General features: G+C 25.2%; 18 protein-coding genes. 14 read left to right on the forward strand and 4 right to left on the reverse strand.

Going from position 1 to position 24646, the window contains the following annotated elements; all coding sequences use genetic code 11:
- The first annotated feature begins 65 nt into the window (after positions 1-65).
- Entirely contained in the window at positions 66-1235 is a 1170-nt protein-coding gene (locus tag SFBM_RS02450) for an AI-2E family transporter (protein WP_005806811.1), read from the forward strand.
- A 38-nt stretch (positions 1236-1273) separates the two neighbouring features.
- Here SFBM_RS02450 and SFBM_RS02455 read toward each other — a convergent pair whose 3' ends face one another.
- A complete protein-coding gene (locus SFBM_RS02455; RefSeq protein ID WP_005806809.1) occupies positions 1274-1639 on the reverse strand; it encodes a VOC family protein in 366 nt (121 codons plus the stop codon).
- A gap of 163 nt (positions 1640-1802) precedes the next feature.
- Between SFBM_RS02455 and SFBM_RS02460 the strand changes: the two genes are divergently transcribed.
- From SFBM_RS02460 to SFBM_RS02480, 5 genes are all read left to right on the forward strand, one after another.
- Positions 1803-5753, forward strand: coding sequence for a helicase (locus SFBM_RS02460; protein WP_014017866.1), 3951 nt, complete (start codon positions 1803-1805; stop codon positions 5751-5753).
- A 114-nt stretch (positions 5754-5867) separates the two neighbouring features.
- Positions 5868-10151, forward strand: a complete 4284-nt coding sequence (locus SFBM_RS02465) for an FtsK/SpoIIIE domain-containing protein (RefSeq protein ID WP_005806805.1) — start codon at positions 5868-5870, stop codon at positions 10149-10151.
- A 20-nt stretch (positions 10152-10171) separates the two neighbouring features.
- Positions 10172-10417: a hypothetical protein gene (locus SFBM_RS02470; protein ID WP_005806803.1), complete on the forward strand. Its 246-nt coding sequence runs from the start codon at positions 10172-10174 to the stop codon at positions 10415-10417.
- Between the two features lie 92 nt (positions 10418-10509).
- Entirely contained in the window at positions 10510-12024 is a 1515-nt protein-coding gene (locus tag SFBM_RS02475) for a hypothetical protein (protein ID WP_007442410.1), read from the forward strand.
- Positions 12025-12109: 85 nt separating this feature from the next.
- A complete protein-coding gene (locus SFBM_RS02480; protein WP_005806800.1) occupies positions 12110-12724 on the forward strand; it encodes an AAA family ATPase in 615 nt (204 codons plus the stop codon).
- A 34-nt stretch (positions 12725-12758) separates the two neighbouring features.
- Here SFBM_RS02480 and SFBM_RS02485 read toward each other — a convergent pair whose 3' ends face one another.
- Positions 12759-14123 carry a phosphodiester glycosidase family protein gene (locus SFBM_RS02485; RefSeq protein ID WP_005806799.1) on the reverse strand — a complete coding sequence of 455 codons (1365 nt, stop codon included), beginning with the start codon at positions 14121-14123 and terminating at the stop codon, positions 12759-12761.
- Positions 14124-14374: 251 nt separating this feature from the next.
- On the opposite strand from SFBM_RS02485, the gene SFBM_RS02490 reads away from it, so the two are divergent.
- From SFBM_RS02490 to SFBM_RS02505, 4 genes are all read left to right on the forward strand, one after another.
- Positions 14375-15022 (forward strand): response regulator transcription factor, encoded by a 648-nt coding sequence (locus tag SFBM_RS02490; protein ID WP_005806798.1) that lies wholly within the window; start codon positions 14375-14377, stop codon positions 15020-15022.
- 82 nt (positions 15023-15104) lie between these two features.
- Complete coding sequence (locus SFBM_RS02495) at positions 15105-16382, forward strand: sensor histidine kinase (RefSeq protein WP_005806797.1); 1278 nt, start codon at positions 15105-15107, stop codon at positions 16380-16382.
- Positions 16383-16448: 66 nt separating this feature from the next.
- Positions 16449-18689, forward strand: coding sequence for a glycoside hydrolase (locus tag SFBM_RS02500; RefSeq protein WP_014017867.1), 2241 nt, complete (start codon positions 16449-16451; stop codon positions 18687-18689).
- A 161-nt stretch (positions 18690-18850) separates the two neighbouring features.
- Positions 18851-19534: a hypothetical protein gene (locus SFBM_RS02505; protein ID WP_005806794.1), complete on the forward strand. Its 684-nt coding sequence runs from the start codon at positions 18851-18853 to the stop codon at positions 19532-19534.
- Positions 19535-19588: 54 nt separating this feature from the next.
- Here the strand turns inward: SFBM_RS02505 and SFBM_RS02510 are convergent, their stop codons facing one another.
- Together SFBM_RS02510 and SFBM_RS02515 are read right to left on the reverse strand one after the other, a co-directional pair.
- Positions 19589-20164 carry a hemerythrin domain-containing protein gene (locus SFBM_RS02510; protein WP_005806792.1) on the reverse strand — a complete coding sequence of 192 codons (576 nt, stop codon included), beginning with the start codon at positions 20162-20164 and terminating at the stop codon, positions 19589-19591.
- 89 nt (positions 20165-20253) lie between these two features.
- Positions 20254-20976 (reverse strand): DUF542 domain-containing protein, encoded by a 723-nt coding sequence (locus tag SFBM_RS02515; RefSeq protein WP_005806791.1) that lies wholly within the window; start codon positions 20974-20976, stop codon positions 20254-20256.
- 278 nt (positions 20977-21254) lie between these two features.
- On the opposite strand from SFBM_RS02515, the gene SFBM_RS02520 reads away from it, so the two are divergent.
- From SFBM_RS02520 to rpmI, 4 genes are all read left to right on the forward strand, one after another.
- Positions 21255-22535: a murein hydrolase activator EnvC family protein gene (locus SFBM_RS02520; protein WP_014017868.1), complete on the forward strand. Its 1281-nt coding sequence runs from the start codon at positions 21255-21257 to the stop codon at positions 22533-22535.
- Between the two features lie 217 nt (positions 22536-22752).
- Positions 22753-23658, forward strand: coding sequence for a putative sporulation protein YtxC (gene ytxC / locus SFBM_RS02525; protein WP_242821371.1), 906 nt, complete (start codon positions 22753-22755; stop codon positions 23656-23658).
- 230 nt (positions 23659-23888) lie between these two features.
- Positions 23889-24407, forward strand: coding sequence for a translation initiation factor IF-3 (gene infC / locus SFBM_RS02530; protein WP_007440535.1), 519 nt, complete (start codon positions 23889-23891; stop codon positions 24405-24407).
- A gap of 33 nt (positions 24408-24440) precedes the next feature.
- A complete protein-coding gene (rpmI, locus tag SFBM_RS02535) occupies positions 24441-24638 on the forward strand; it encodes a 50S ribosomal protein L35 (RefSeq protein WP_005806787.1) in 198 nt (65 codons plus the stop codon).
- Positions 24639-24646: the final 8 nt, after the last annotated feature.

Genomic DNA, 24646 nt, shown 5'->3' on the forward strand with positions numbered 1-24646 from the left:
AGGGGAAGTTATTAAAATATATCTATATATAGAGTTTTGTATTATTAAATTTCGGAGGGGAAATTTTGAGAGAATTTTGGAAAGATATTAAGAGTCATAAGTTTTTTACAATTTTTATTATGGTTATTATATTGATTCTGTTATATAAGGGTATTGATTATGTACCAGAAGTTTGGGGTAATATTAAAGTATTTTGGGTTAATTTATTTAGTATATGCCAACCAATAATTATTGCGGCAATTATGTCATACATATTAAAACCATTGGTAAATTTACTAGATAAAGGATATTTTAGATTATTTTATAAAATTAAGAAAGATCAAGATCCATTAGAAGTTGTTTCTAAGAAACAATTTGGTAGGATAAGGCTATTAACTATTGTAACAGTAATGTTAGTTTTAGGATCTGCGGTTGCTATACTTATAGCATTTATATTGGAACCGTTTTTAAATAGTTTAAAAGCTCTTATAAAAGAGTTGCCAGCCTATGTCGATATAATTATAAGATTTTTAAATAATTTTGAGATTGATCCAAATATTATTAATGTAATAAATGAGAAAGTAGGATATTTCCTAAATAATAATTTTAAAAATCTTTTGGATGTGTCTATTTCTGCTTTGACGGCTTTTATTTCCAGCACTGGTGTATTTATATTTAATTTATTGGTAGCTGTAATTTTATCTGTATATATGTTAAGAGATAAAGAAAAAATATCAAAATTTTTCTCAACATTATCTGATATCATATTTAAAAAGCATATTAGTACGAAGATTAAAAATTTTACATTAGATTTTGATCAGGTGTTCGGTGGATATTTTACAGGACTTATAGTAGATGCAGTATTTGTTGGGGTTTGTTCATTTATTTTAACGTATATTATAAAAAATCCATATGCAGTTATAATTGGGGTGTTAGCTGGTATGAGTAATGTTATACCTTATTTGGGTCCACTGATTGGGGCTATAGGTGCTTTTGTATTGGGATTACCATCCGGATTTAGCGTAGCTATACTTGGATTTTTATTATTAATGGCATTTCAGCAGATAGAAGGTAATTTAATTCAGCCTAAGATACTAGGGGATTTTGTTGGATTGCCGCCACTTGTTGTTATAGTTTCTTTAATAATAGGTGGAGGATTGTTTGGAATTGGTGGAATAATATTATCATCACCTGTTGTTGGTGTAATTTCTCTCTATTATAGGAGATATTTGAAGAAGATAGATAAAGAAATTTAATAAGTGTAAAGGTGTATTGATGTGATATCAGTACACCTTTATGTTTGTTTAAGTGAAAATATATTTCCATCATCATCATTGAATTCTGTAAAGATTCCATATCCTGTATCTAAGGGTTCTCTTAAAAATTTTACACCTTTTGAAGAGAGTTCGTTGTATGTTGATTGTATATCATCGGTAAAGAATGTTATTTCTTTATATGATTTTTTAGAATCAGTTCTTAAACTTTTTGGATATAGTACAAGTGATGTCGTGCCTTCCTGAGGGATTACTTCTGTCCAAGTATATTTTCCTTCTATTTGGATATCTTCTTTTATTTTAAAGCCCATTTTTTTTGACCAAAATTCTTTAGCTTTATTTTGATCTTTAACGAAAATAAATACATTACATAGATTTTTAATCATAATTTTCACCCCTATAAAAAATTAAGGTTAATAAATTTTTATGATTATATCGTAAAATACTTATATTTATTCAATAATTTTTAGTAATTAACGGTTAATTAATAAATTGAATAAATTAGTTAAATAATTTAATTAATTAATATTAATACTAAAGAGTGTGGTAATGAAATTTTTACATAGAGTTAAGGTGATATTTATGAGTGATAGTTTGAGAAAGTATCAAGATATTTCTGTTAATTTAACTTTAGATAATAGGACAATATATTTAGATAATCTTCACGATGAGGATTTTTTAGATTTATATATTTTAAAAAGTTATAACGAAGAAGTTTATTCCAATTTTATTAATTTTATATTTTCAGAGAATTGGGATATATTAAAAATTGTTGAAGACCCTTTAACTTGGCAGAGTGATAGATTATTTAAAATTAGGGAGTTAGCTAATAGGAATAAAAAAGAAAAGCTTGAGAAGTTTGAGGTGAATGATGATTTTTCAAGCATAAAAGAGTATGAGATATTTTTAGATGATTTTTATAAGGGAAACATAAACAAAAATTTGGATTTATTAAATGCGCAGTATAGTAGCATGAATGATGTTATTTTAAATTTAGATAAGTTGTGTAAAGAAAATAAAAGTAGGGATTTATATATAGGGTATCCGTTTGTTGAGGGATATATTGACAGCACAAGTTTTGTTCGTATGCCATTTTTTTTAATACCTGTTGAAGTTTTTAATGATAATAATGAGTGGTTTATAAGGAAGAAGATTGAAAGTAAAATAAAGATAAATAGATATTTGATTATTATACTTCAAAGGATTTTTAAACACAAGAATTTGGAAATTAAGCTTGATTATGAGTTTAAGAAAGATTTTAAAAGAGATATTTTAAAATTAGCATTAGATTTTTTGAAAAGTTTAGATATAAGTTTTAGTAATAATGAAGGAATTTTAGATAATAAGTTTGATGAATTTTCAGGTGTATTAAGAAGTTTAAGTAGTGATAATCCATATTTAGAGATTAAAAATTATTTGGTTCTTGGTGATTTTCAGGTAATAGGAGAAGAGTATGAAGATTATGAATCACTCATTTATGTGGATATATCTAATACTCTTGTAGGGAGATTAATTTCTGGAAGTGATAACAAAGAGAAATACAAGGAAGATATAAACAAAGAAATTTATGTGAGAGATAAACTTGATTTTAGTCAGAAACAATCTATTTGTCTAAGTGATGAGAGTTATATTACACTTGTAAATTCAAATTTGGATGTGGGCAAGGATACTACTATAACTAATTTTGTATTTGATAAGATTTGTAAAAATAAGAGTTTGCTTATAATTTCTAGGGATAAGGAATATTTGGAAAAATTGTATAATGAATTCTCTTTTACAAAATCAATTATTATGGACTTATTCCAAAATGATTTTTATCAAAAATTTTATAGAAGTTTTGATAGGATACTTAATTTTCGAGAAGATTTTGAAATAAAAAGGGTATTTAATGAAATTTTAAAAGAGATTAATGAAAAGTATAATTTTATAGAAGATTCTAATGGCATTTACAATAAAATAGAGAGCTTTGGTTTGTCGCTTAAGGATATGTATGAATTAACTATGGATGTAAGTGACAGTAGTATTGATAAAATGTCATTTAATAAATTTAAATTGAATAATCCTGTTTCTGGTTGTACATTCAATGAGATTGTGCACGCAATTGATGAAATTAAAGATAAAAATTTGATAGATATTTTTATATCTCATAAGGAATATTTAAATAAACATAAAATTTTAAATTTAATCAGAGAAGATTTTAATTTCGAAGATATAAATTTATATTTAGATAAATTAAAGGCTCTTAGACAAAAATATGATAAGTTAGCTTTAAATTTTGAAAAAAATAAATGTAGTCTTAGTGTGATTAGGTTATTCAAAGAGAATAAATTTTCTAAAGATGAGATTATAGATAAGTGTTTTAAATATAGTGAATACTACATTGAATCTGAAAATGATAATAATTATGATTCTTCAGAATCTTGGTTTAAAAGTTTAGGTTTTGGGAAAATCAAAAGAAAAAGTATTGAACTTAACAGGCAAGCTTTATTAAATACTGAGATGTATTATGAAGCTATAAAAGAAATTGATCATGATATTAGTTTTATTGGAGATATAGTAAAGCATGATAAATTTGAATTTATTAGGAATAGAATATTTGATTTTAATGATGTAACGCATTATACAGGTAATCTTTTGAATATGATGGATACTTTTCATGAATTTATAGAGTATAGTTATAAAATTAAAAATTTCAGTATGCTTGTTAATGATATATTAGAATATATATATGATAATTCTATCAATGAGAAAATGATGCGAGATAATTTAGATAAAATTTTGAAATTTTCTATATTTGTAAATATTTTAAGACGTCATAATAAACATGGGGATACACTTGAGAATTATAAAATGGTTGATAGATATTTTGATAATCTTATGAAATTATTTGATAAGAGAGCGTGTAATTTAGAAAGATTTGTATTAAATAAGGTTCTGTCTGAAGCAAAGGAAAGTTTAATTAATAATGATAATAAAATAGATAAAAATTCTTTTTCAAATATTTCTAGATATTTAATTAAAGATTTTATAAGCACTTTTAATAAGGAATGTTTAAAATTATTTCCATGTTTTTTAATCGATTATGATAGTTTGTCTTCAAATATACCTTTAATCGAAGGATTATTTGATTATATAGTTTTTGTAGATGGACATAATTATTTTTTAGAAGATATTTTACCTGTAGTGTATAGAGGTAAAAGATTGGTTGTATTCGGAAGTGATAATCAAATTAATTGCAGTAGTAAGAGTTATAATATAATATCTTATGATGTTACAGAGATTTCAAATAATGTGTTTAAATTTGTGAGTGATAAATTTAATAGGGTAAATTTAAAATATATGTATCCGTCTGGAAATGAAATTTTTAGGGATATATTAAATAGTTTATTTAGTATTGAAGACATTATTTCATTACCTAGAGACAGGAAATATTCAGATATTGACAATCCATTTATGATATTTACTATAGGGAATAAAGGTATAGAGAATATAAATGAATATGAGGCTAAATTTGTTGTAGATCTTTTATTTAAACATTTGAAAATTAAGAAATATGAGGATTCTATTGGAATAATTACAATTAGTAAAAGTCACGCAGATTTAATAAAAAAAGTAATTAGTGATAGATTGAAGGTAGATGAGGAATTTAATTTCTTGTATAACAGGGAATGTAAAAAGTATAAATCAAATGCTGGAATATACATAAGTAGCATTCCTGAAATTTTATATAAGAAGATAGATATTGTGATATTTTCTCTAGGTGGTGAGAGAAATATAGAAAATGAGGTAGAAATTAAGTTTAGTGATATAGAAGGTCGGAATTGTAGAAATAAACTAAATATGTTTTTAATGATGACTCAATATGAAATGGATATAGTTACGTCACTCAGTATAAGTGATATTGAGAGTAAAGAATATTCAAATGAAAACGCAAATATTTTAAAAAAATATTTGCATTATGCCAATGAAATTTATAATGGTAATGTGGATAAAATTATGAATGAGTTAAATTGTGATGAAAGTGATAATAGTAAAGTTAATAAAATATTAGATATTATTTGTGATAAGTTACTTGATAGGGGACTTATTGTAGAGAAAAATTTCGGAACTTCATTTTATAAATTTGATTTTGCGATATATGATAAAGACCTTAAAAAATATGTTTTATTTGTAGAACTTGAATCCAGTATAGTTGATAAATTCAAGTGTAGGTTGGAGCAATATATAGATTGTTTTATTTATTTTGATAAACTTGGATATAATGTTTTGAAAATTTGGAGTAAAGATTTGTGGAGTGATATAGATTTTCAGGTTGAGAATATAATTTATAATTATTTTTTAGTTAGGGATAAATTGTTGAAGTATAATTCTAATAGAAAGTGCGTTGATAGTTTGATTAATAGAAATGGAGTATTAAGCAAGTTTGTTAAGATTATTGAAAATAGAAGAATAGGAATGCTTTTCTCTGAGAAGGCTGATAAAGATTTTATAAAAAGATAGTAGGTTACTACTATCTTTTTTTGATTACAAAATTATTTCAAAATGTTGAACAAAATATTGAAATATGTTAATATGTTGTTTACAAAATATTGATAAAATTTGTAAGAGGGGATTATGAAAAGGGTAAAAATTTATGTTTTCTATAAGAACAAGCTTATAGAATGGAATATTGAAAGCTTTCAAAATAGTTCAGTTGAATTTTTATTAGATAAAGATATAACCTTATTTTCAAGAGACTATACATTTCATTTTGAATATGAAAATGGGAATTATATATTGAAATCTTTTAATGATTTTGAGCTTATTTATAAAGATCAAAAATTAAACTCAAAATTGATTATAGATGGAGATATAATTATATGTGATTTAATTAGGGATAAATCTAAGGTTATTTTATCAATACAGTACGAAGATTTTTCAAATTGTAATTTTTATAAGTGTAAAGTGAATGAAATTTCACAGATAAAGATTGGAAAAAATGAATATGCTGATATTATTTATGATAATGATGATATGCTTGACTATCATATTATTTTAAATTTTAGGAAAAATAGTGTGGAAGTTATAAGTAATGGTATTGGTTGTTATCTAAATAATAGGAAGATTTCAAAAGGTGAAGCTTTATTTGGAGATACAATTTTTATTTATGGACTTAAGATTATTTATTTAGGAAAGTATATTGCAGTAAATAATCCAAATGGAAAAGTATCTTCAAGGTTAAAATTTTCCAATGATGATATTGAAGTAATGGAAACTAGGAGTTTTACTAATATTAATAGGGAAATTGAAGATGATGGTAAAGTATATTTGGATTTAGATGAAAATGTAGAGTTTAGGGTTGATGCACCTGTTATTTATAATCATAATTCCTTGAAATTTTTGTTTATTGGATTAATCCCATTAAGCTTAATAGTTTTAGCAGTTTCTATGTTATTTTTGTATTATATAGGGGCAAATTCTTTTTATTATCTTTTAGTTAGTTCGATTGGAACTTTAGTTATTGTATTACTTATATGTTTATTATTTTATTTTAAAGTAAATAGGAGAAGACAAGAAGAAAAGTACAATTCTTATTTGGATGATAAGTTTAAGGAAATATCAGTAATTAAAGATGAATGGGTAAGGGCTTTATCTCAAAGATATCCAAGGACTATTGATTGTTATGAAAGTGTTATTAATTTTGATAATAATGTTTGGAATAGAGTTGGAAGAGATAATAATTTTTTGAATTTGACAATAGGACAAGGTGAATCTTATTTTGGGAATTTAAAAATATTAACTAAAAATGTTCATGATAATAGACTTTTTGATTCCCATAAAATACTTAAGAAGGTGCCAATAACTATACCTCTTAAAAAGATAAGTAAGCTTGCAGTTGTGTCAGACATGCATAAAATTTATGATGTATTTAAAAATTTTATAGTACAATTTACGAGCAATAATTCTTATAAGGACTTGAAAATTGTTACGATTGCATCAAAAGATCATGAAGAAAACATAAATTATTTAAAACTAATTCCTCATGTGTATTCTGATAAAAATGATTTTAGATATTTTGCTATAACTGATGATGAAGTAATTGATGTTTTACATAATTTACGCAAAATAATTAAAGAAAGGGAGAGCATTTTAAGACAGAATACTAATTATGTTTTTAAGACATCTTACGTTGTTTTTTTATTTCATAATTTTACTACCCCAATGAATCAATTTTTAAATTATATAAAGAGTGTTAGTAGTAAGATAGATGTTCATTTTGTGATTTTTACTATAAATAATAAGGATATACCTGAGTGCTTTAAATATATACTAAATGTTGGTGAAAGAGAGCAGATTCTTTATAACATTCGAGAAAATGGAATTAAAAAAGTTGTTTTATCTTATGACTATGTTGACATAGCTAATTTGATTGATATAGATAAATTTACGGATACATTATCTAAGATCAAATTAAGCACAGAAGGAGTGATTAAAGGATTTGAAAGTAGATCAATTTTTGGTTTATATAATGCTTCTTCTGTTAAAGATCTAAATATAGAAGATAGATGGAGAAAGAATAAGTTATTAAGTTCTTTAAATATTCCTGTGGCTACTAAGAATTTTAAAGATGTATTTACTCTTAATATACATGAGAAGCATGATGGAATAAATGGAATAATATTCGGTGAAAGTGGAGTTGGAAAGACCGAATTATTGAAAAATATGATTCTTTCTTACTCAATAAACTTAAGTCCAAATCTTTTAAATTTCATAATACTTAAATCTAATTATAATATAAAGTTAAATAATTTTGTACATCTTCCACATGTGATTGATATTTTGGATAAGGAAGATATTTCAGAGAAGAATAGATTAATAGAACTTATAAAAAATGAAATTAGTAGGAGACAAAAATTATTTGATAGTATAGGTGTTAAAGATATAAACGCATATTTGAATACTTATGAAAATTATTCCGATACTATAATAATTCCACATTTGATTATTATTATAGATGATGTTTGTAAAAATGATATCGACTTTATACGTGAGTTATCACAGTTATATTCATCGATATTGAGTATTGGAATTCATATTATTGTATCTTCTAATTGTGTTAGTGCATTTGTTAAAGAAGAGAAAATTTTGAGTAATTTTGATTTCAAAGTATGTTTTAGGTTATCTGATGTGAGAGATTTGTTTGAAATTATGGGAGAAAATGAAATTTTAAATCCCAATTCCACAGGTAAATTTAATATAAGATTGTCGGATAGTGTTATAGTTAATAATGTGCAAATTGTATATTCGAATTGTTATGTTGGGGATTATGAGGAGCAATTAGCTATAGAACTTGTAAATAATTGTGGTACTATTAGCAAAAAGATCATAAGAGCTTATGAGACGAATGAATTTTTGCTTCAGGAAGATGAAATAATTAATGAAATTTCAAGTCTTTCAACAAATATAAATATGAGATATATGTCAGCATTTAATAGTTCACTTAGATATTTAAGTCTTTATGATTTATCTGGATATAAGAGTAATTTTAATGGGTTTATGTGGACTGAATCTGAGAAACCTTGTTCGGCAATCGTAGGAGTTGTTGATGATCCTAAGTATCAGGTTCAAAGATTTTTAAGTGTGGATTTTAAGAATATTGGTAATTTATTTGTATTTGGATCACCGGGAACAGGAAAGAGTAATCTTATTAAGACACTTATTTATTCTTTATGTTGTGAATATAAGGAAAGGAATTTAAATGTGTATATAGTTGATCCTAATACTAGGAATACAGATTGTTTTGGTTATGCTCCACATGTTAAGAATATAGCTTATACTAAAAGTGAAATTAACTCGTTATTTAAAAAAATATTGGAAGAGTTTGAACTTAGAAAAAAAATATTTGATAATTTAGATATTTCAACTATAGATCAATATAAACTTAGAGTTGGGGAAGAATTACCAAATGTAATTTTAACAATTGATAGTGTACAAGAAATTATAGATGATAAGTGGGATTATATGAAATTTATCAGAATGATAGCAAGAGACGGTAAATTTTATGGAATCTATGTTTGCATAACTTCATCTGAATATGGAAATATAGAAATGAACTTAAGTGAGTATTTTGATAATAAATTCGTATTGAGGTTTAATGATGAATCTTTATACAAAAAAATATTAGGAAGGGAATATAAATTGAATTCCAAATTTAAAGGAAGAGGTATAGTTAATTATAGAGATTCTTTAGGTGATAGGATTCTTGAGTTCCAAGTTGCTCTTCCTATGTTAAGTAATAATGATGTTGATCTTAATAATAAATTAAAGCGTTTATTTATTCACATGAATGAAATAAATAATAAGATTTATGGTGGATCAGAAATTATGGATGTATTAGAACATGAGAGTAATGAAGAGAAGCAATTAATTGAAAGTAGAACGGAATTAGATTTAAATAGTTTTTTAGATAATTTTATTAATGATTGTAATAATTTGTGTGTTGTACATGATTCTAAAAACAATGATGGAATTTTATATAATATCTATAAGATTGTAGAAGAAAAGGGAATTAAGTCTTATTTTTTTCAAAATAGAGATTTAGATGAGAATGAGGTAAAAGAATTTATAAATTGGCTAGATTCTGTTACTGATGAGAGAGTTTGTGTAATTATAAGTAATATAGAGAAATTGATATCTTTGTGCAATGATGAGATGATAGGATCATTAAATTCTATTTTAGAGAGGCAATCAAGAAAAATGTATTTTGTTACGTCGATATATAGGACTAGTAATATAGATAATAGATGTTCAAAGGTAATAGATTTATTACTTTTAAATGGGGCAAGCATAATTGTAAATGATGATGAGAATGCAACTATTTTATATAAATCTCAAGAGAATCTCATCAAGATAAATTAGGAATTTTGGAGGACCTATATATGATTTATATACAAGTATATGTGCCAGATAAAAATAGATTTTTTGATTATAAGGTATCTAGGAAAATAAATATTTGTAATTTAAAAAGCTTAATTGTTGAATCAATATATAATGTGAAATGTAATGATGAATTTATAAAATGTAATTATGCATTAATGGATTTTAATTGTAGAAAAAGATTGAAAGATGATGTAAATTTGTATAATTATCCTGTTTATAATGGATATAAATTTTTGTTAATATAGAACTTACAATGGCATGCTTATATATAAGCATGCCCTTTAATTTTAAAACATATATAATAAATGAATATTTTTATTTTATTTTTGGAGGTAAGATGATTAATAAAATAAAAACTCTTATTATGATAGGTTTTATTGCAGGATTAATAACTAATTTTAGTGTAATCACTAATGCTAAAAATAATATGGGAACAGAAATTTTAAATGGTTATGGTACCGGCGAATTAATTTATTTAATTAATGAAAATGGAGAATTGGTTATATTAAATAGTGATATGGAAGATATAGTTCCAGAGGATATGCCTAAACTTTTATCTATTGATATTTATGATGATGGTTTTGTTGCATTAACGAGGGAACATGAACTTATTTCTTCAAAAAATTTTACAACATCAAAAAATATAAGTAAAATTGATGGTAGATTTTTATTAACATTAGATGGTAAAGTATCTTCATTTGATATGGAAAATTCTAGAATATTTAAAGATTTTAAAAATGTTAGGGATATAAAAGCTTTAACTGATAATGCACTTATGATATATGAAGGTGAGGATAATGTAAGTATTGTTAATATTGGGAATTCTAAAGTAATGAGTATAAAAAATTTATTTGAAGTGAAAGAGGTAAATATTTTTAGTGATGATTTGATATTAATTATTAAAGAAGATGGGAGCATGATAGGATTCGGTGATGAATATAATAAAGTCTCAAAAATTGTAGAATCAATTAAGAATGCAAAAAAATTTATACATCAGGCAGATAATTTATATGTTGTAACTTATGATAATAAGGCAATACCAATAATTGAAAATGGTTTTAAAGCACCTGAAGAATATTTATTGGATGTATATGACATTACTGTTAACGAATTTTCAAATAGCGAAGGTGAATTTTATAAGTCTTATTTTGTAACTACGGAAGGTAAAGTTTTTTATTATATACAAAGTGATAATGAAATAAGTGATTTTAATAGGCAAAAAATTGAATATATGAATAGTTTTGATAATGTAGAGAAGGTATATGAATCAGGATATTTAACTATAGTACTTCATAGGGATGGATCTATAACTATACCTTTTAATATTCATCATGAATTAAATGGTATTACTGGAGTAATTAGTGTTGAGCTTAAAAATCAAAGTTATGTCGTTTATTTAGATGATGGACAAGCTATAACTTCACTAGATAATATTATTTTAAATGATAGAAGTTCATTTGTTAAACGAGATGAAATTTCAGATTTATATGATTATTTCAATGTAATTTCTTTAAATACTGTGAATAGAGAACTTAATAAGGAAGATTTTGAAAAGATGAGAGAATCTATTTTAAATGATAAGGAATCATTTAAAAATGTTATAAGGAGTTTATGTTTAGATAGGAAATTTATATTGATAGATAATAAATATGATGAAATAATGGATAAATTATATTATTCTATTTTAAATGTGAAGCCAAGTTCTGATGAATATAATCATATGTTATATGCAATAATTGAAAAATCAGAGGAGAATAATATGACTAAGGAACAAATTTTAATTCAGATTGTGAATTATATATTTGAAAATCCACTATTTGAGGACATATTTAAGAAATTTACTCAAATATAGTTGTTGTAGTTGAATATATTTCTATCCTTATGTATATTAACTAGTATGTAAGAATTTTATAGTAATTCGTGGAGGAATGTTAAGCATGAATAAAATAATTACTATAGGTCGTGAATTTGGGAGTGGCGGTAGAGAATTTGGGAAGCGACTTGCTGAATATTTGGGTATTGCATATTATGATAAAGAAATAATAATTGAGATATCCAAAAAAACGAAACTTGCAGAAGAATATATTCAGCAGGTTATTGAGGATAAACCTATTTCATCATTTCCTATTACTATAGGGAACAGTTTTTATGCAATTTTTAACCCTATGACAGAAAATTTAGAAGCAAATATTTATGCAGAGCAAAATAATATTTTAGTTGATATGGCTAAAAAATCTAGTTGTGTTATTATAGGAAGATGTGCAGATTATATACTTAAGGAATATAATCCATTTAAAATATTTATTTATTCTGATATGAAAACAAAGATTAATAGATGTATTGAAAAAGCACCTGAACATGAAAATTTAAGTGAAAAGCAGTTAAGGCATCAAATTTTAAATATAGATAAAAATAGAGCTAAGTATTATCAATTTATAACTGGAAGTAAATGGGGAGATAAATTGAATTATGATTTATGTGTAAATACTAGTTCTGTACTTATAAAAGATGCAGCAGAGTATATTGGTAAGATGATTGAAAATAGAATCTAAAAATAAAAAGCCAGTGTAATTTTACACTGGCTTTTTATATTATTTCGATATTATAGGTTTTGATAATGTTATTTACTTCAATTGTTATAGTTCCTTTAGATGGAACATTTATTGGGTGAAATATATAATCTGAATCAAAGTAACCAATATTACTTGATAATTTTAGATCTGGTAATGTGTATATATCTATTGGATTGAAATTTTTATCGTAAGATACAAAATTTAGTTTTTTTGATTCGTTTGAATTTATTTTTGGAGAATCATGAAAATAGAAATCTTCTATATCAAGAGTATAGGGCATTTTATTTATAATCATGATTGAATTTGATATTAAACGATTTTCTCTTGGGAGATTTGTATATTTCAGCGAATGTATTCCAGGTTCTCGAATCATCATTGACGTTGACCCTCCACCATCTAGGTTTATGGCTTTATATGCCCCTTTTGATTTTAGGAAGTGAGCGAGTTCTATTAAGGACATTCCTTTAAAATCATTTTTTTTGTCAACTGTTAAAGCTAAAAGTGTATTTCTATTTGTGAGGGCTAAAGCTGTTCTATGATTTTTTGAAGTAGTTGAGCCTTGTGACCATGTTCTTGAAAAATAATTTTGTGGTAATATTTGGTTATCATAGAGGATGAATTCATGACCTGTTAGAAGATGTTTTATCTTTGGAGTTGAATAGTTGCTAGATTTTCTTATTTCAAAATTTATTTCCACATCCATATCTAAGAAAGCATTATTAAATAGTGCCTTTTTTTTGTCGTATGAAATTACTATAATTTCATCATTTCTAATCTTATAGGTGTTTGGAGGATCATTTATTATTTCTTTGATTTTTCCTGATATTAAACTTTTATTGTAAAAGGAAGTGTTTTTATTGTTTGGTATTATGGATATAATAGTTGCATCCTCTTTATTGTCTGGTAGAAATATTGTCGATGATTCGTTGTCTTTGCAGTTGAATATGTTTACAGTATCTTCTAAATAGTCACTTCTGTTAATTGAATCTATGTTTATTTGCGTTTTATAGGAATTTGAATCTATTAAATTTATGTATCCTGTAAAATGATAGTTGTCTATATCAATACGATTATTTTCAAATATTGTAAAGCATGGCCTCATTACTTCTTCATCTCTTGTTAATGAGGTTGAAAAAATCTCACCATTTATTAAATTGCTACATACGGGAATACCATTTGACATATTGAAGAAATCACCGTTGATTGCACCGATTATATTATTTCCATTTTTTTGCTCATGATTAACTTGATCATTTAATGTGGATTTTCCATTAGTTATGTTTTGGGATTTATGACACATGAGTGAGTATGTTTGGTTAATTAAGTTTAAATCCATCTCAATATAGTTAATATTTTGGTGATTAAATTGTTTTCCCATAAAATTATAGATTATTTCATTTTTATGAGTTACTCCAATTGCTAAGGGAGTAGATGATATAATTTGTGAATGTTCATTAGATGATTTTGAAAAACATGGCTGATTTTCAAGTAAGGTAAAAATTATAAATACAAATAAAATTTTAATAAAACTTCTTATATCTCATCACCTCAAATTATTTACTTACATAATAGCTTAGTATTTCTTAATTATTAAAAAAAATACTTGATATTTTAAAGGGGGAATTATTTGTGAGGATTATGATCGTAGATGATGAAAGGAAATTGGTTAACATACTTAAAACTTATTTTGAAAAAGAGGGATTTAATGTGATTTGCTCATTTAATGGTGAGGATGCTGTAGATAAGTGTTATTCAAATAAAATAGATCTGGTTATTCTGGATTGGATGATTCCGAAATTAAGTGGGAATGAAGTATGTAAATATATAAAGGAAAATACATCATCTAAAGTTTTAATGTTAACTGCAAAGACTACAACAGAAGATGATTTGGAGGCACTAAGTGTTGGAGCTGATGAGTATATCAAGAAACCTTTTGATATTAGAGTTTTAATAATGAGGGTAAATAAATTATTAAATCTACATAAAGAAATTGGTTTTAAGGATATTAGAATTAATATAAAAGACAAAAGGGTATATAAAGATGATAGAAATTTAAATTTGACTAAGCTCGAGTTTGATTTATTAAGCTATTTTATAAAAAATAAGGGAATTATATTATCAAGGGATAGAATAATCACTTCGGTTTGGGGATCTGATTACGAAAGGGATTATAGAACAGTAGATACTCATATTAGGAGGCTTAGAAACAAAATAGGAGAAGAAATCATAAAGACATATAGAGGAATGGGATATACTTTGGGGGTCGATGTAGATTAAAATTAAGAACAGAATTTTTGTAGGGAATGTATTTTTTATATTAGTTACGTTTGTTTTAATTGGTATTGCAAATTTATTTTTTATGGACAAGTTTTATATATTAGAAAAGAGGAAATTATTAGATCAAGTTTATAAGATTATATCCTCAGAAGATATAAATATCGTTTTAGATATGATTGATGATATAGAGAAGGAAACATCTACAGTTATTGTTTATATGAAGAATATAGATGATATTAATACATTAAATAATTATATTTTCAATTCCTTTTTTAAAAAGAATATAAAATTAAATAAGTTTTGGATCACAGAAGAGGCAATAAATAAACTGGATATAACAAGTGTGAATAATATATATAATCAGGAAGCTGTTAAGTATAAATTTTATACAAAAGTTTTTAAAAAAGATGATTACATATTTGTTGTTGGAACAACATTGTCAGATATAAATGAAATAATTAAGATAATTAATAAGTTTATAGTGTTTATAAGTATATTTTCTATTTTTATAAATTGGTTACTTGTCAATATAAATATAGGAATAATTACAAGACATATTAAAAATATAAAATATTTGTTGAGAGATATTGCTTCTTTAAATTTTAGAACAGAAGGAATAAAAACATGCGATGAGATAGAAGATTTATCTAGAAGTATAAATCATATGAGTAATAGTTTGAGGAAGGCTCATGAAGAAATAAATTCTCAAAATTTTAGATTAAAAGAACTATTAAGTAATGTTGCCCATGAAATAAAGACTCCATTATCTATTATAAAGGCATATGTTCAAGGAATTGAGGATGGATTTGATGATGGTACATATTTAGATATTGTATATGATGAGATTGGTAAGATTGATGGATTAATTGAAAATTTGTTGTTGTGGTTTAAAATTAAAAGGGAGGATAAGAAAGAAAGGAAAATTGATTTATTAAAAAAACTAGATGAGATTTTGGACAAATATAGATTAATATTTCAAGAAAATGATATTTCAATAAGCTTTAGATATAGTCAAAATGATGTTTTTAATATTTTGATTAATGATGATCATCTAGATATTATTTTGGAGAATTTATTAACTAATGCTATAAAATATACTTCTAACAAAAAAATAGATATTGTTTTATTAAAAGAAGGTAATAGTATAAAGTTTGAAATAACTAATGGTGTTAGAAATCTTGATAAGGATATAGATAAGATTTGGGTTCCATTCTATGTGGGAGATATATCTCGTGATAAAAATTTTTCTGGAACGGGATTGGGTCTTTCTATAGTAAGGGAAATATTAAATAGGTACAAATTGCCGTTTAATGTTAAACTTGAGGATAATAAATTCAAATTTTATATTTACTTCTCTTAAATTAGATGTAAAATTTTATATTCATGTAACATTGCCTTGATATTATTAATTTCGAGGTGAGGTTAATTGAGAAAATTGTGTTTATTATTACTTATTTCTTTGAGTATGGTGTCTTGTACTAATAGAACTATAAATATGAAAAGCTCCAATAATGCAGAGGTTTTAAGTGTACAACGGAATTATTTTAAATCTGATTTTGATATCGAAGTAAATTCAGAAACTTTTACTTTAATGGTTAAGGTGAATGGAAGTAGTGAGTATATATCAAAATCATTAAGTGAAAGGAAAGTGTCAAACTTTAAGAAAGAAAGTGATAAGATATCATGGACTTATGAAGAAGAAGGAATTGATGTTTTAATCGAAAACAAGGGAGATCATATAGATGTATCGATTAAATCGACTAAAGATGATGAAAATGAGTTCACTTGGCCAAAGATTTCAGGAGATGAATATATATTGCCTATTGGACAAGGCAAAAAGATACCATCAAATGATGAAGTATGGAAGAAATATTTTACTCAAATTGAATCTATAAAGGGAATTGAAGGATTATCTATGCAGTTTTTTGGAGTTAATAAAAAAGATTATGGGTTGGTTTATATAATAAAGAATCCATATAATAATGAAATTAATTTTGATGTTGGGGATGAAATAGAATTTGATTTTAATCATGAATTTCCATCAATTAATGAGCAAAGAGAATATGGATTTAAAATTTATGTTACAGATAAAAATGTTACAGATATGGCTAAAGTTTATAGAGATTATATGATAAAGAATGGAAATTTTAAAACACTTAAAGAGAAAGAAGAGGATAATGATAATATAAAGAAACTCTATGGAGCTCCTCATGTATATTTCTGGAATAGTAGAGTAATTGCAAAAGATAATATAAAATGGCAACAGTTTAAAAATAATTTACCAGAAGACTTAAAATCATGGATTATTTATCTTTTAAAAGAGTATATAGAAGATAGTGAGTCACTATCATCATTATTTGATGAGATTAAGGAGGAGGAGTATATCAATGATTATATAAAAAATGGAATTATAAATGCACTTAGTCATGTTTTATTGTTAAAAAACTTTTATAATCCTGATGTATTTATAGATGAAATTAGTTTTAAAAGTGATTTAGAAAAGGGAATAGAAAATCTTAATGGAATCGAACTTGTAGAATTTAATAAGAAAGTTTTAAAGTCGAAACTTAAAGATATAGTTGATCCTGTAGAAAATTGGGGAGATTCAGTTACATTAGATGTTATAGAAGATATGAAAGACTCGGGTATATCAAATCTTTTAATAAATTTTGATGATTGGAGAATCGGTTTTGCTAAGCCAGAATTTGTTAAAAATGCAAATGAATATGGATATTTAATTGGAACATATGAGTCATATCATTCAATACATAAACCAGGAGAAGAACAGTGGTTGACTGCTGCATTTGATGATGTGACACTATTTGATGATGCGACTGTTACGGATAAAAATGGGGAAAAAATAGAAGGATTTAATGGAGTTGGTAGAAAATTAAATCCAACACTTGCAATGCCTAGCGTTAGGAGCAGAGTTGATAGCATTTTAGGTACAGGTATAAATTTTAATACCTGGTTCTTAGACACAGATGGCACTGGTGAAGTATTTGATGATTATTCTAAAGATCATATAACGACTGAGGGAGAAGATATAAATGCAAGAATTGAACGAGTTGAATATTTAAATAATGAAAAGGATATGATTGTTGGAACTGAAGGTGGGAATGATTTTATAAATAAATATGTTGTATATGCTCATGGTATAGATATGGGAGCTTTTCAATGGATAGATAAAGATTTAAAAGATAAGGATAGTGAATACTATTTTGGACAATATTATTCACCAACAGGTGGAGTAGCTAAAATATTTTCAAAGCAAGTTTCTCTTAAAGATTATTTTAGAGATATATTTTTGGATTATAAATATAGCATACCACTATATAAACTTGTTTATAATGACTATATAATTACGACATATTGGTGGGGAAATGGTAGTTTGAAATTTATAGATGATATTGAAGATAGGATGTTATATGAGATTTTATATAATATACTTCCTTTGTATCATATCGATGAAGAAGAATGGGAGAAGCATAAAAGCTTAATTGTGAATCACTACAATGTGTGGGGTGATTTTTCTAAGAAAGTTATAAATAAAGAGATGGTAGATTTTGAAAATTTAGAAAGCGATGGTTCTGTTAAGATGACCCAATATGGTGATGATATAAAAGTTATAGCTAATTTTACAGATAGTGAATATGATTATGGGTAGATTAAGATATCTCCAAAATCTGTTTTAATTAAAAATGATAATGGAGAATTGGTACATTATACACCTTGAGTATAAGTTTTATGGTTGTAATTTAGTTTGATTTTTATTACAATAAAGCAATGAATATTTATTCTAAAGATATGTTCTAGAAGGAGAATAGTATGGGTAATCAATCCATTGTAAGAATAAAAAATTTTCAAGCTGATTATGATTTTAGGATTTGCAATTTAAGTGTGAGTATTTATTGTGTTGGAAGTGGAAATCTAGTTTTAGATATGATAAATAAACAAACTAAGGAATTAGTTCTTGAAAACATAGAAGTTAGGGATGGGACTCAATCGATTCAGTGTGATTTGGATAACGGAATATATAATTTTAAGATATATGAGGTTTTTTCTAGAGAAGATGTTTCTGATAGGTATTTGTTATATGAAGCAAATTTTACATATAGTAATCCTTATGATGCTAAAGATGGGGAGATAATTATTAAGAATATCAAATATAAGTGTGATGAGTATGCATTAAGATATTATTATAAAATTACAGATATCGTTAATGATGAAGAAAATAAAAATATATCTTATGCTAAGATGGTTGGATACGATAAGTTTGATATATTAAAAAGTATAAATGAGCCATATGAGATTAGGATTACTTATTTAGATGAAAAACAAAAAGAGATTTTCATAGAATTTGAAGAAGATGGGGAGTATATGTATTTTTTATTTCATAGAGATAAGAGGATGCTCCTTAAGGAAGAAGATAAAAATGATCAAATAAATTATGAGAGATATTTTGAGTTAATGGATGAGAATAGCAGTTATTTAACTACTAATTATAGATAGAGGTATCACTTTTAAAGTGATACCTCTTTTATTTGTTAATATGTATTGATTTATTTATAAATCTACAAATCTTGGGAAGAGTATGGAATTTTCTATCTGTGAATGAGTTATAACATCATCTTTAAATTCCTTTAATTCAAGATAAAATTTAGATATGCTTCCACATGCATTTTTTGGAGCCACAAAATCATTTGTAAGATCAGTTATCTTTTTTAGTGAAGGTCCTATTACATAGTGTTCTTCTACAGCTTCTTTTATAGATCTTTCCATTAATTCATATTCAGGACTATTTTTTGTGATTTTTTGTGAATTGAATTTTTTCATAGGTTCAAAAATTAACTTTTCTTCTAATATTAAATGAGATTCAAATATACCTCTTATTTTTGAAAATATTTCATGTATTTCCCAAAATAAGTCTTTGTACTCGTGGATATGGTGATCCATAATTTTTAATAATGTTTTAGTTAAATTTGGTATTGTTTTTCTAAGATTTGCATGATAATGATCTATGATAAAAGATATAATTTCATCTGAACTTTTTGATAAAAAATCTTCGAATTTTATAGTCTTTTTTAATTCACCAAATTGTAAAAAGTTACCTTGAGCAGGCTTCTTATTATCTAATTCCATTGTAAAACTCCTTTTTAAATTAGTATATTTAATATTTTACAATAGTTTAATAATTATTAAAAGAGAAATAGCAATTAGGGAATTTTTGATCATTCAGTAAACCTTGGGAATAAAACATTATTCTCAAGTTGTGTATGAGCCATTAAGTGATTTTGGAGTTTTTGGAGATTTTCGTATACTTTTATTACTGTATTACAAGCATCTTGTGGTGGAGTGTAGTTGTTTGTGATATCTGAAATTTGATTTAAATATGGTCCTACAACTGAATGTTCGGTTATCGATTCATTTATTGAGCAGATCATTGTTTTATATTCTACACTGTCTTTGTTAATTTTATTTGATTCGATAGATATCATAGTTTTGAAAATATTTTCTTCTTCAAGTATGAGATGAGATTCCAATAAAATTTGGATTTTTCCAAATAACTCATGAATTTTCCAAAATAGTTCTTTATGATTTTTTATATGAGCCCTCATAATTTTTAATATTAATTTGCTGATTTCTGGAAGATCACATCTTAATTCTTCATGGAAATGATTGATTATGAAATCTATGATATCTTTTGATGGTTTTAATAAAAAATCTGTTGATTTTAATATTTCGTCTTTACTATAATTTTGTATTTTATTGGATTTAATCTCTTTATAAAGTTCATTTAAAATTTCCACATTTTCAATATTAAGTTCAATAAGAACGTTCTTTAATTTCTTTTGTCCTCCACAGCAAAAGTCAATTTTATATTTGTCAAAAAAGTTTTTGGAATTTGGAAATTTATTTAGTATATCTCCAATTTTTTCGTTCAATAAGTCCATTTTATGCCTCCTATATATAATTTTTATTTTAGTATTATATTAGTATTCTAATATAATTAAATATCTAAACGCAAAAAACCGATATATTTTAAAAATATATCGGTTAAAAATAGGGAAAACGGAGTGTTATATTATGATTAAGTAATTGAAAAGTTTAAAATGTACCTTTGTACATTAACTATATCGTATATATTATTTAAATATTTATAGTTTGAAATAAAAAAATATATTATGTACATAATAAAAATTTACTAAGTAATAATTTATGAGGTAAATTTATGTTGAAGTTTAAAAATGTATTGATAAAATTCATGATATTTTGTATGTGCTTAAATTTACTTTGTGCGTCAGAAGATACTTTTAACCAAGAGATTGATAAGAATAATAAGAAAATTAGAGAATTATATGAATCTGATGTTAAGTTTAATACAGAAATGGATTTGATACAGAAGAAACTTCTAGAATTGAGTGGTGAGATTGACAAAAAACAGAAAATTGTAGAAGAGTATAGTAAACAGATAGAGTTAAGTGAACAAAAAATTTATGATGCAAATAAAACTATAGAGAGTTTAAATAATGAGATTAATGAACTTGAAGAAGTAATTCATCAGAATTTATTGGATGTTCAAAAATATGAAGAAGAGATAAAAAAGTTTAAACAAATTATTGATAATAGATTGAGAAATTTATATAAAAACATAGATACATATACAAATAATTTAATTAGAATTTTTTATACCTCAGAGAATGTAATAGATTGTATTGATAAAGTTGTGAGCATGAATAAATTTTTGGAAATAGATAGAATTACAATTGAAAAATTTGTAAATAATATTGATTTAATAAAGGTAAAGAACCAAAATATTGAATTTTCAAAAGGTTTGATTGAAGATAAGATAAAACTTGTAAATGAAACCATAGCTGAGAATGATAGGAATTTGCAAAATATGGAACAGCAGAAAAATGAAAAGCAAAAGCAATTGGATGACATTAATCAATTAAATGCACAGTTGAATGCACAATATGAGAATTTATCTGAAGATAAAAAACAAATTCAACAAGAGATTATAAGAATCCAAGAAGATAATATAAAATTACAGAATGAATTAAAGAAATATATGGAAGAGCTTAATAAAAATAATAAGGATGCAAAAAAGAAAGTTAAGTATGGTAAATATTTGAAACCTGTTAATGGAAAGATAACATCAAGGTTTGGAAAGAGAGTACATCCTGTAACTGGGAAAGAAAGTAATCATACAGGGATTGATATTGCAGCACCAATGGGTGAAAATGTAAGGTCATCTTTGGGTGGTGAGGTTGTTTTTTCAGGATGGCATGGTAATGTTTATGGGAATGTAGTTATAGTAAATCATGGGAATAATATACAAACTTTCTATGGTCATTTAAGTAAAGTTTTGGTTAAACAAGGAGAGGAACTTAAACAAGGGGATGTAATTGCAAAAGTTGGAACTACAGGGCTAAGCACAGGACCACATTTACATTTTGAAATTTATGTAAATGGTGAAAGAGTTGATCCAGAAAAAAGAATTTTCAAATAGAAAATTGAAAATTATTGAATACAAAAGTTAAATAATTGAAATAACTAAAACGGTATGAATTACCATTCAACTGTTTATAAAAAAATTATTTAATTTAAATAAAAATTATCATAAAAAATGTTTTAAATTATAAATTAATGAGCATTATTAATTAGTAGATTAAAATTTGTATATTTAAGATAAAAAGCAACATATAATGTACGGTGATATGAAGGGAGTGATATATTTGGTATTAGTCAGAGTAGTTTATGAGGGAAAAGAAAAAATATTGAATGATATAAAAGATGCTCTAAGAAGTATGGAACAATATGAAACTTCACTAAGAGTTTCAATTAAAAAATTTCAGAATATAAGTTTTATAGACATTGAATGTGATCCCTTAAAATATGCAGATAGATTGAAGGATGGGGTTATAAATACTGTAGCTAAGGGAATTTATAGCTTTGTAATAGATATATTTATTAATAAAGAAATGGACTATTTTTTTGATAATTCTTATTTTTTTATTAAATATGATGAAATTTCTGATGTTAAAGAAAAAATAATAGATATACTTGAAAATGATGATTTTGGTGAAGAAATTGATTCATTTTGTTTTAGTAAGAAACAGGATATATTAAATAAAATCATCAAATGTATAGATGAAAATAATGAAATAAATATAAATGGATTTATTAGATTTAGATTAAGAGAATTATTAAATGATTTTGAAATGATCGTTGATAGAGTTGTAGAACGATATATGGTTGAGAAGGAGTATAATGAATTTATAAAGCTTCTTAAGTATTTTGTAGATGTACAGGAAAATAAAATTGATGAGGTTAATATTATAATAGATAAATTAGGCAACTATACGATATTAGATGGGCAACACAATGATATATATGATTTGTTTTTGGATGATTTAAATGATTTTAATATGTCTTCTATGATGGTTAATAAAGATGATTTATTAATAAGTGGACTTATAACTAATTCTCCAAATAAGATAGTTATTCACGGGGTAAAGAATAGCATAAATATAGAAATAATTGAAACAATAAAACAGGTTTTTGAAAACAAGGTTGAGTTTTGTTGTGGATGTTTGGATTGTGTAGAAATTGCCAATAAATTAATAAAATAAATTATTTACAAATAGTTTGAAATGATTTATAATAGTTTCAGATTTAAGAAGAGACTGCCGTTTCTCACCTTGGGGCTAAAGCTACCTAGGTAACCTGAAGTTTTTTATTTATCGTTGAATTTTTTTGTTCGATGGTGTAGGTTTGCTTATTTAGAGGACGGTATATAATTATACCGTCCTCTTTTGTTTTTTAAGGTAGATTGATTTTTAAATTCGTAAATTATTTGGAGGTGGCTAATATAGCAAAGGATGTTCAAATTAATGGTGAAATTAAATTTAAAGAGTTGAGAGTTATAGATAGTGATGGTTCTCAGCTTGGTATTATGCAAGCGAGAGATGCTTTGAGAATTGCAGAGGATAGAGAATTAGATTTAGTAGTTATTTCACCAACTGCGAATCCACCAGTATCTAGGATAATGGATTATGGTAAGCATGTTTATGAGTTGTCTAAGAGACAAAAAGAAGCAAGAAAGAATCAAAAAACTATAAATATTAAAGAGATAAGAGTTAGTCCGTCGATAGAGGAACATGATATTAACATAAAGGCTAATAATGCTAAAAAGTTTCTTAAGAGTGGAGATAAGGTAAAGATTACTGTAAGATTTAGAGGAAGAGAAGCGGACTATAGTTACATAGGAGAGAAAATATTAGACAATTTTGTTGAAATATTAAAAGAATATGGAGCTCCAGATAAGAAAGCTAAACTAGAGGGTAGAAACATGAGCTTAATTATGTCTCCAAAGAAATAATAAATATTAACGATTTATGGGAGGTATTTTGAGATGCCAAAAATGAAAACTAAGAAAGCTATTTCAAAAAGATTTAGAGTTACGGGAACTGGAAATTTGAAAAGAGCACGCGCCTTTAAACAACATATTCTTACTAAGAAGTCTGCAAAGAGGAAGAGAAATTTAAGAAAAGTTGGTTATGTTTCAGTTACACAATTAAAGACTATGAAAAAATTATTACCATATGTTTAGAAGTTGGA

It is taken from the genome of Candidatus Arthromitus sp. SFB-mouse-Japan, assembly GCF_000270205.1.
Classification (GTDB): Bacteria; Bacillota; Clostridia; order Clostridiales; family Clostridiaceae; genus Dwaynesavagella.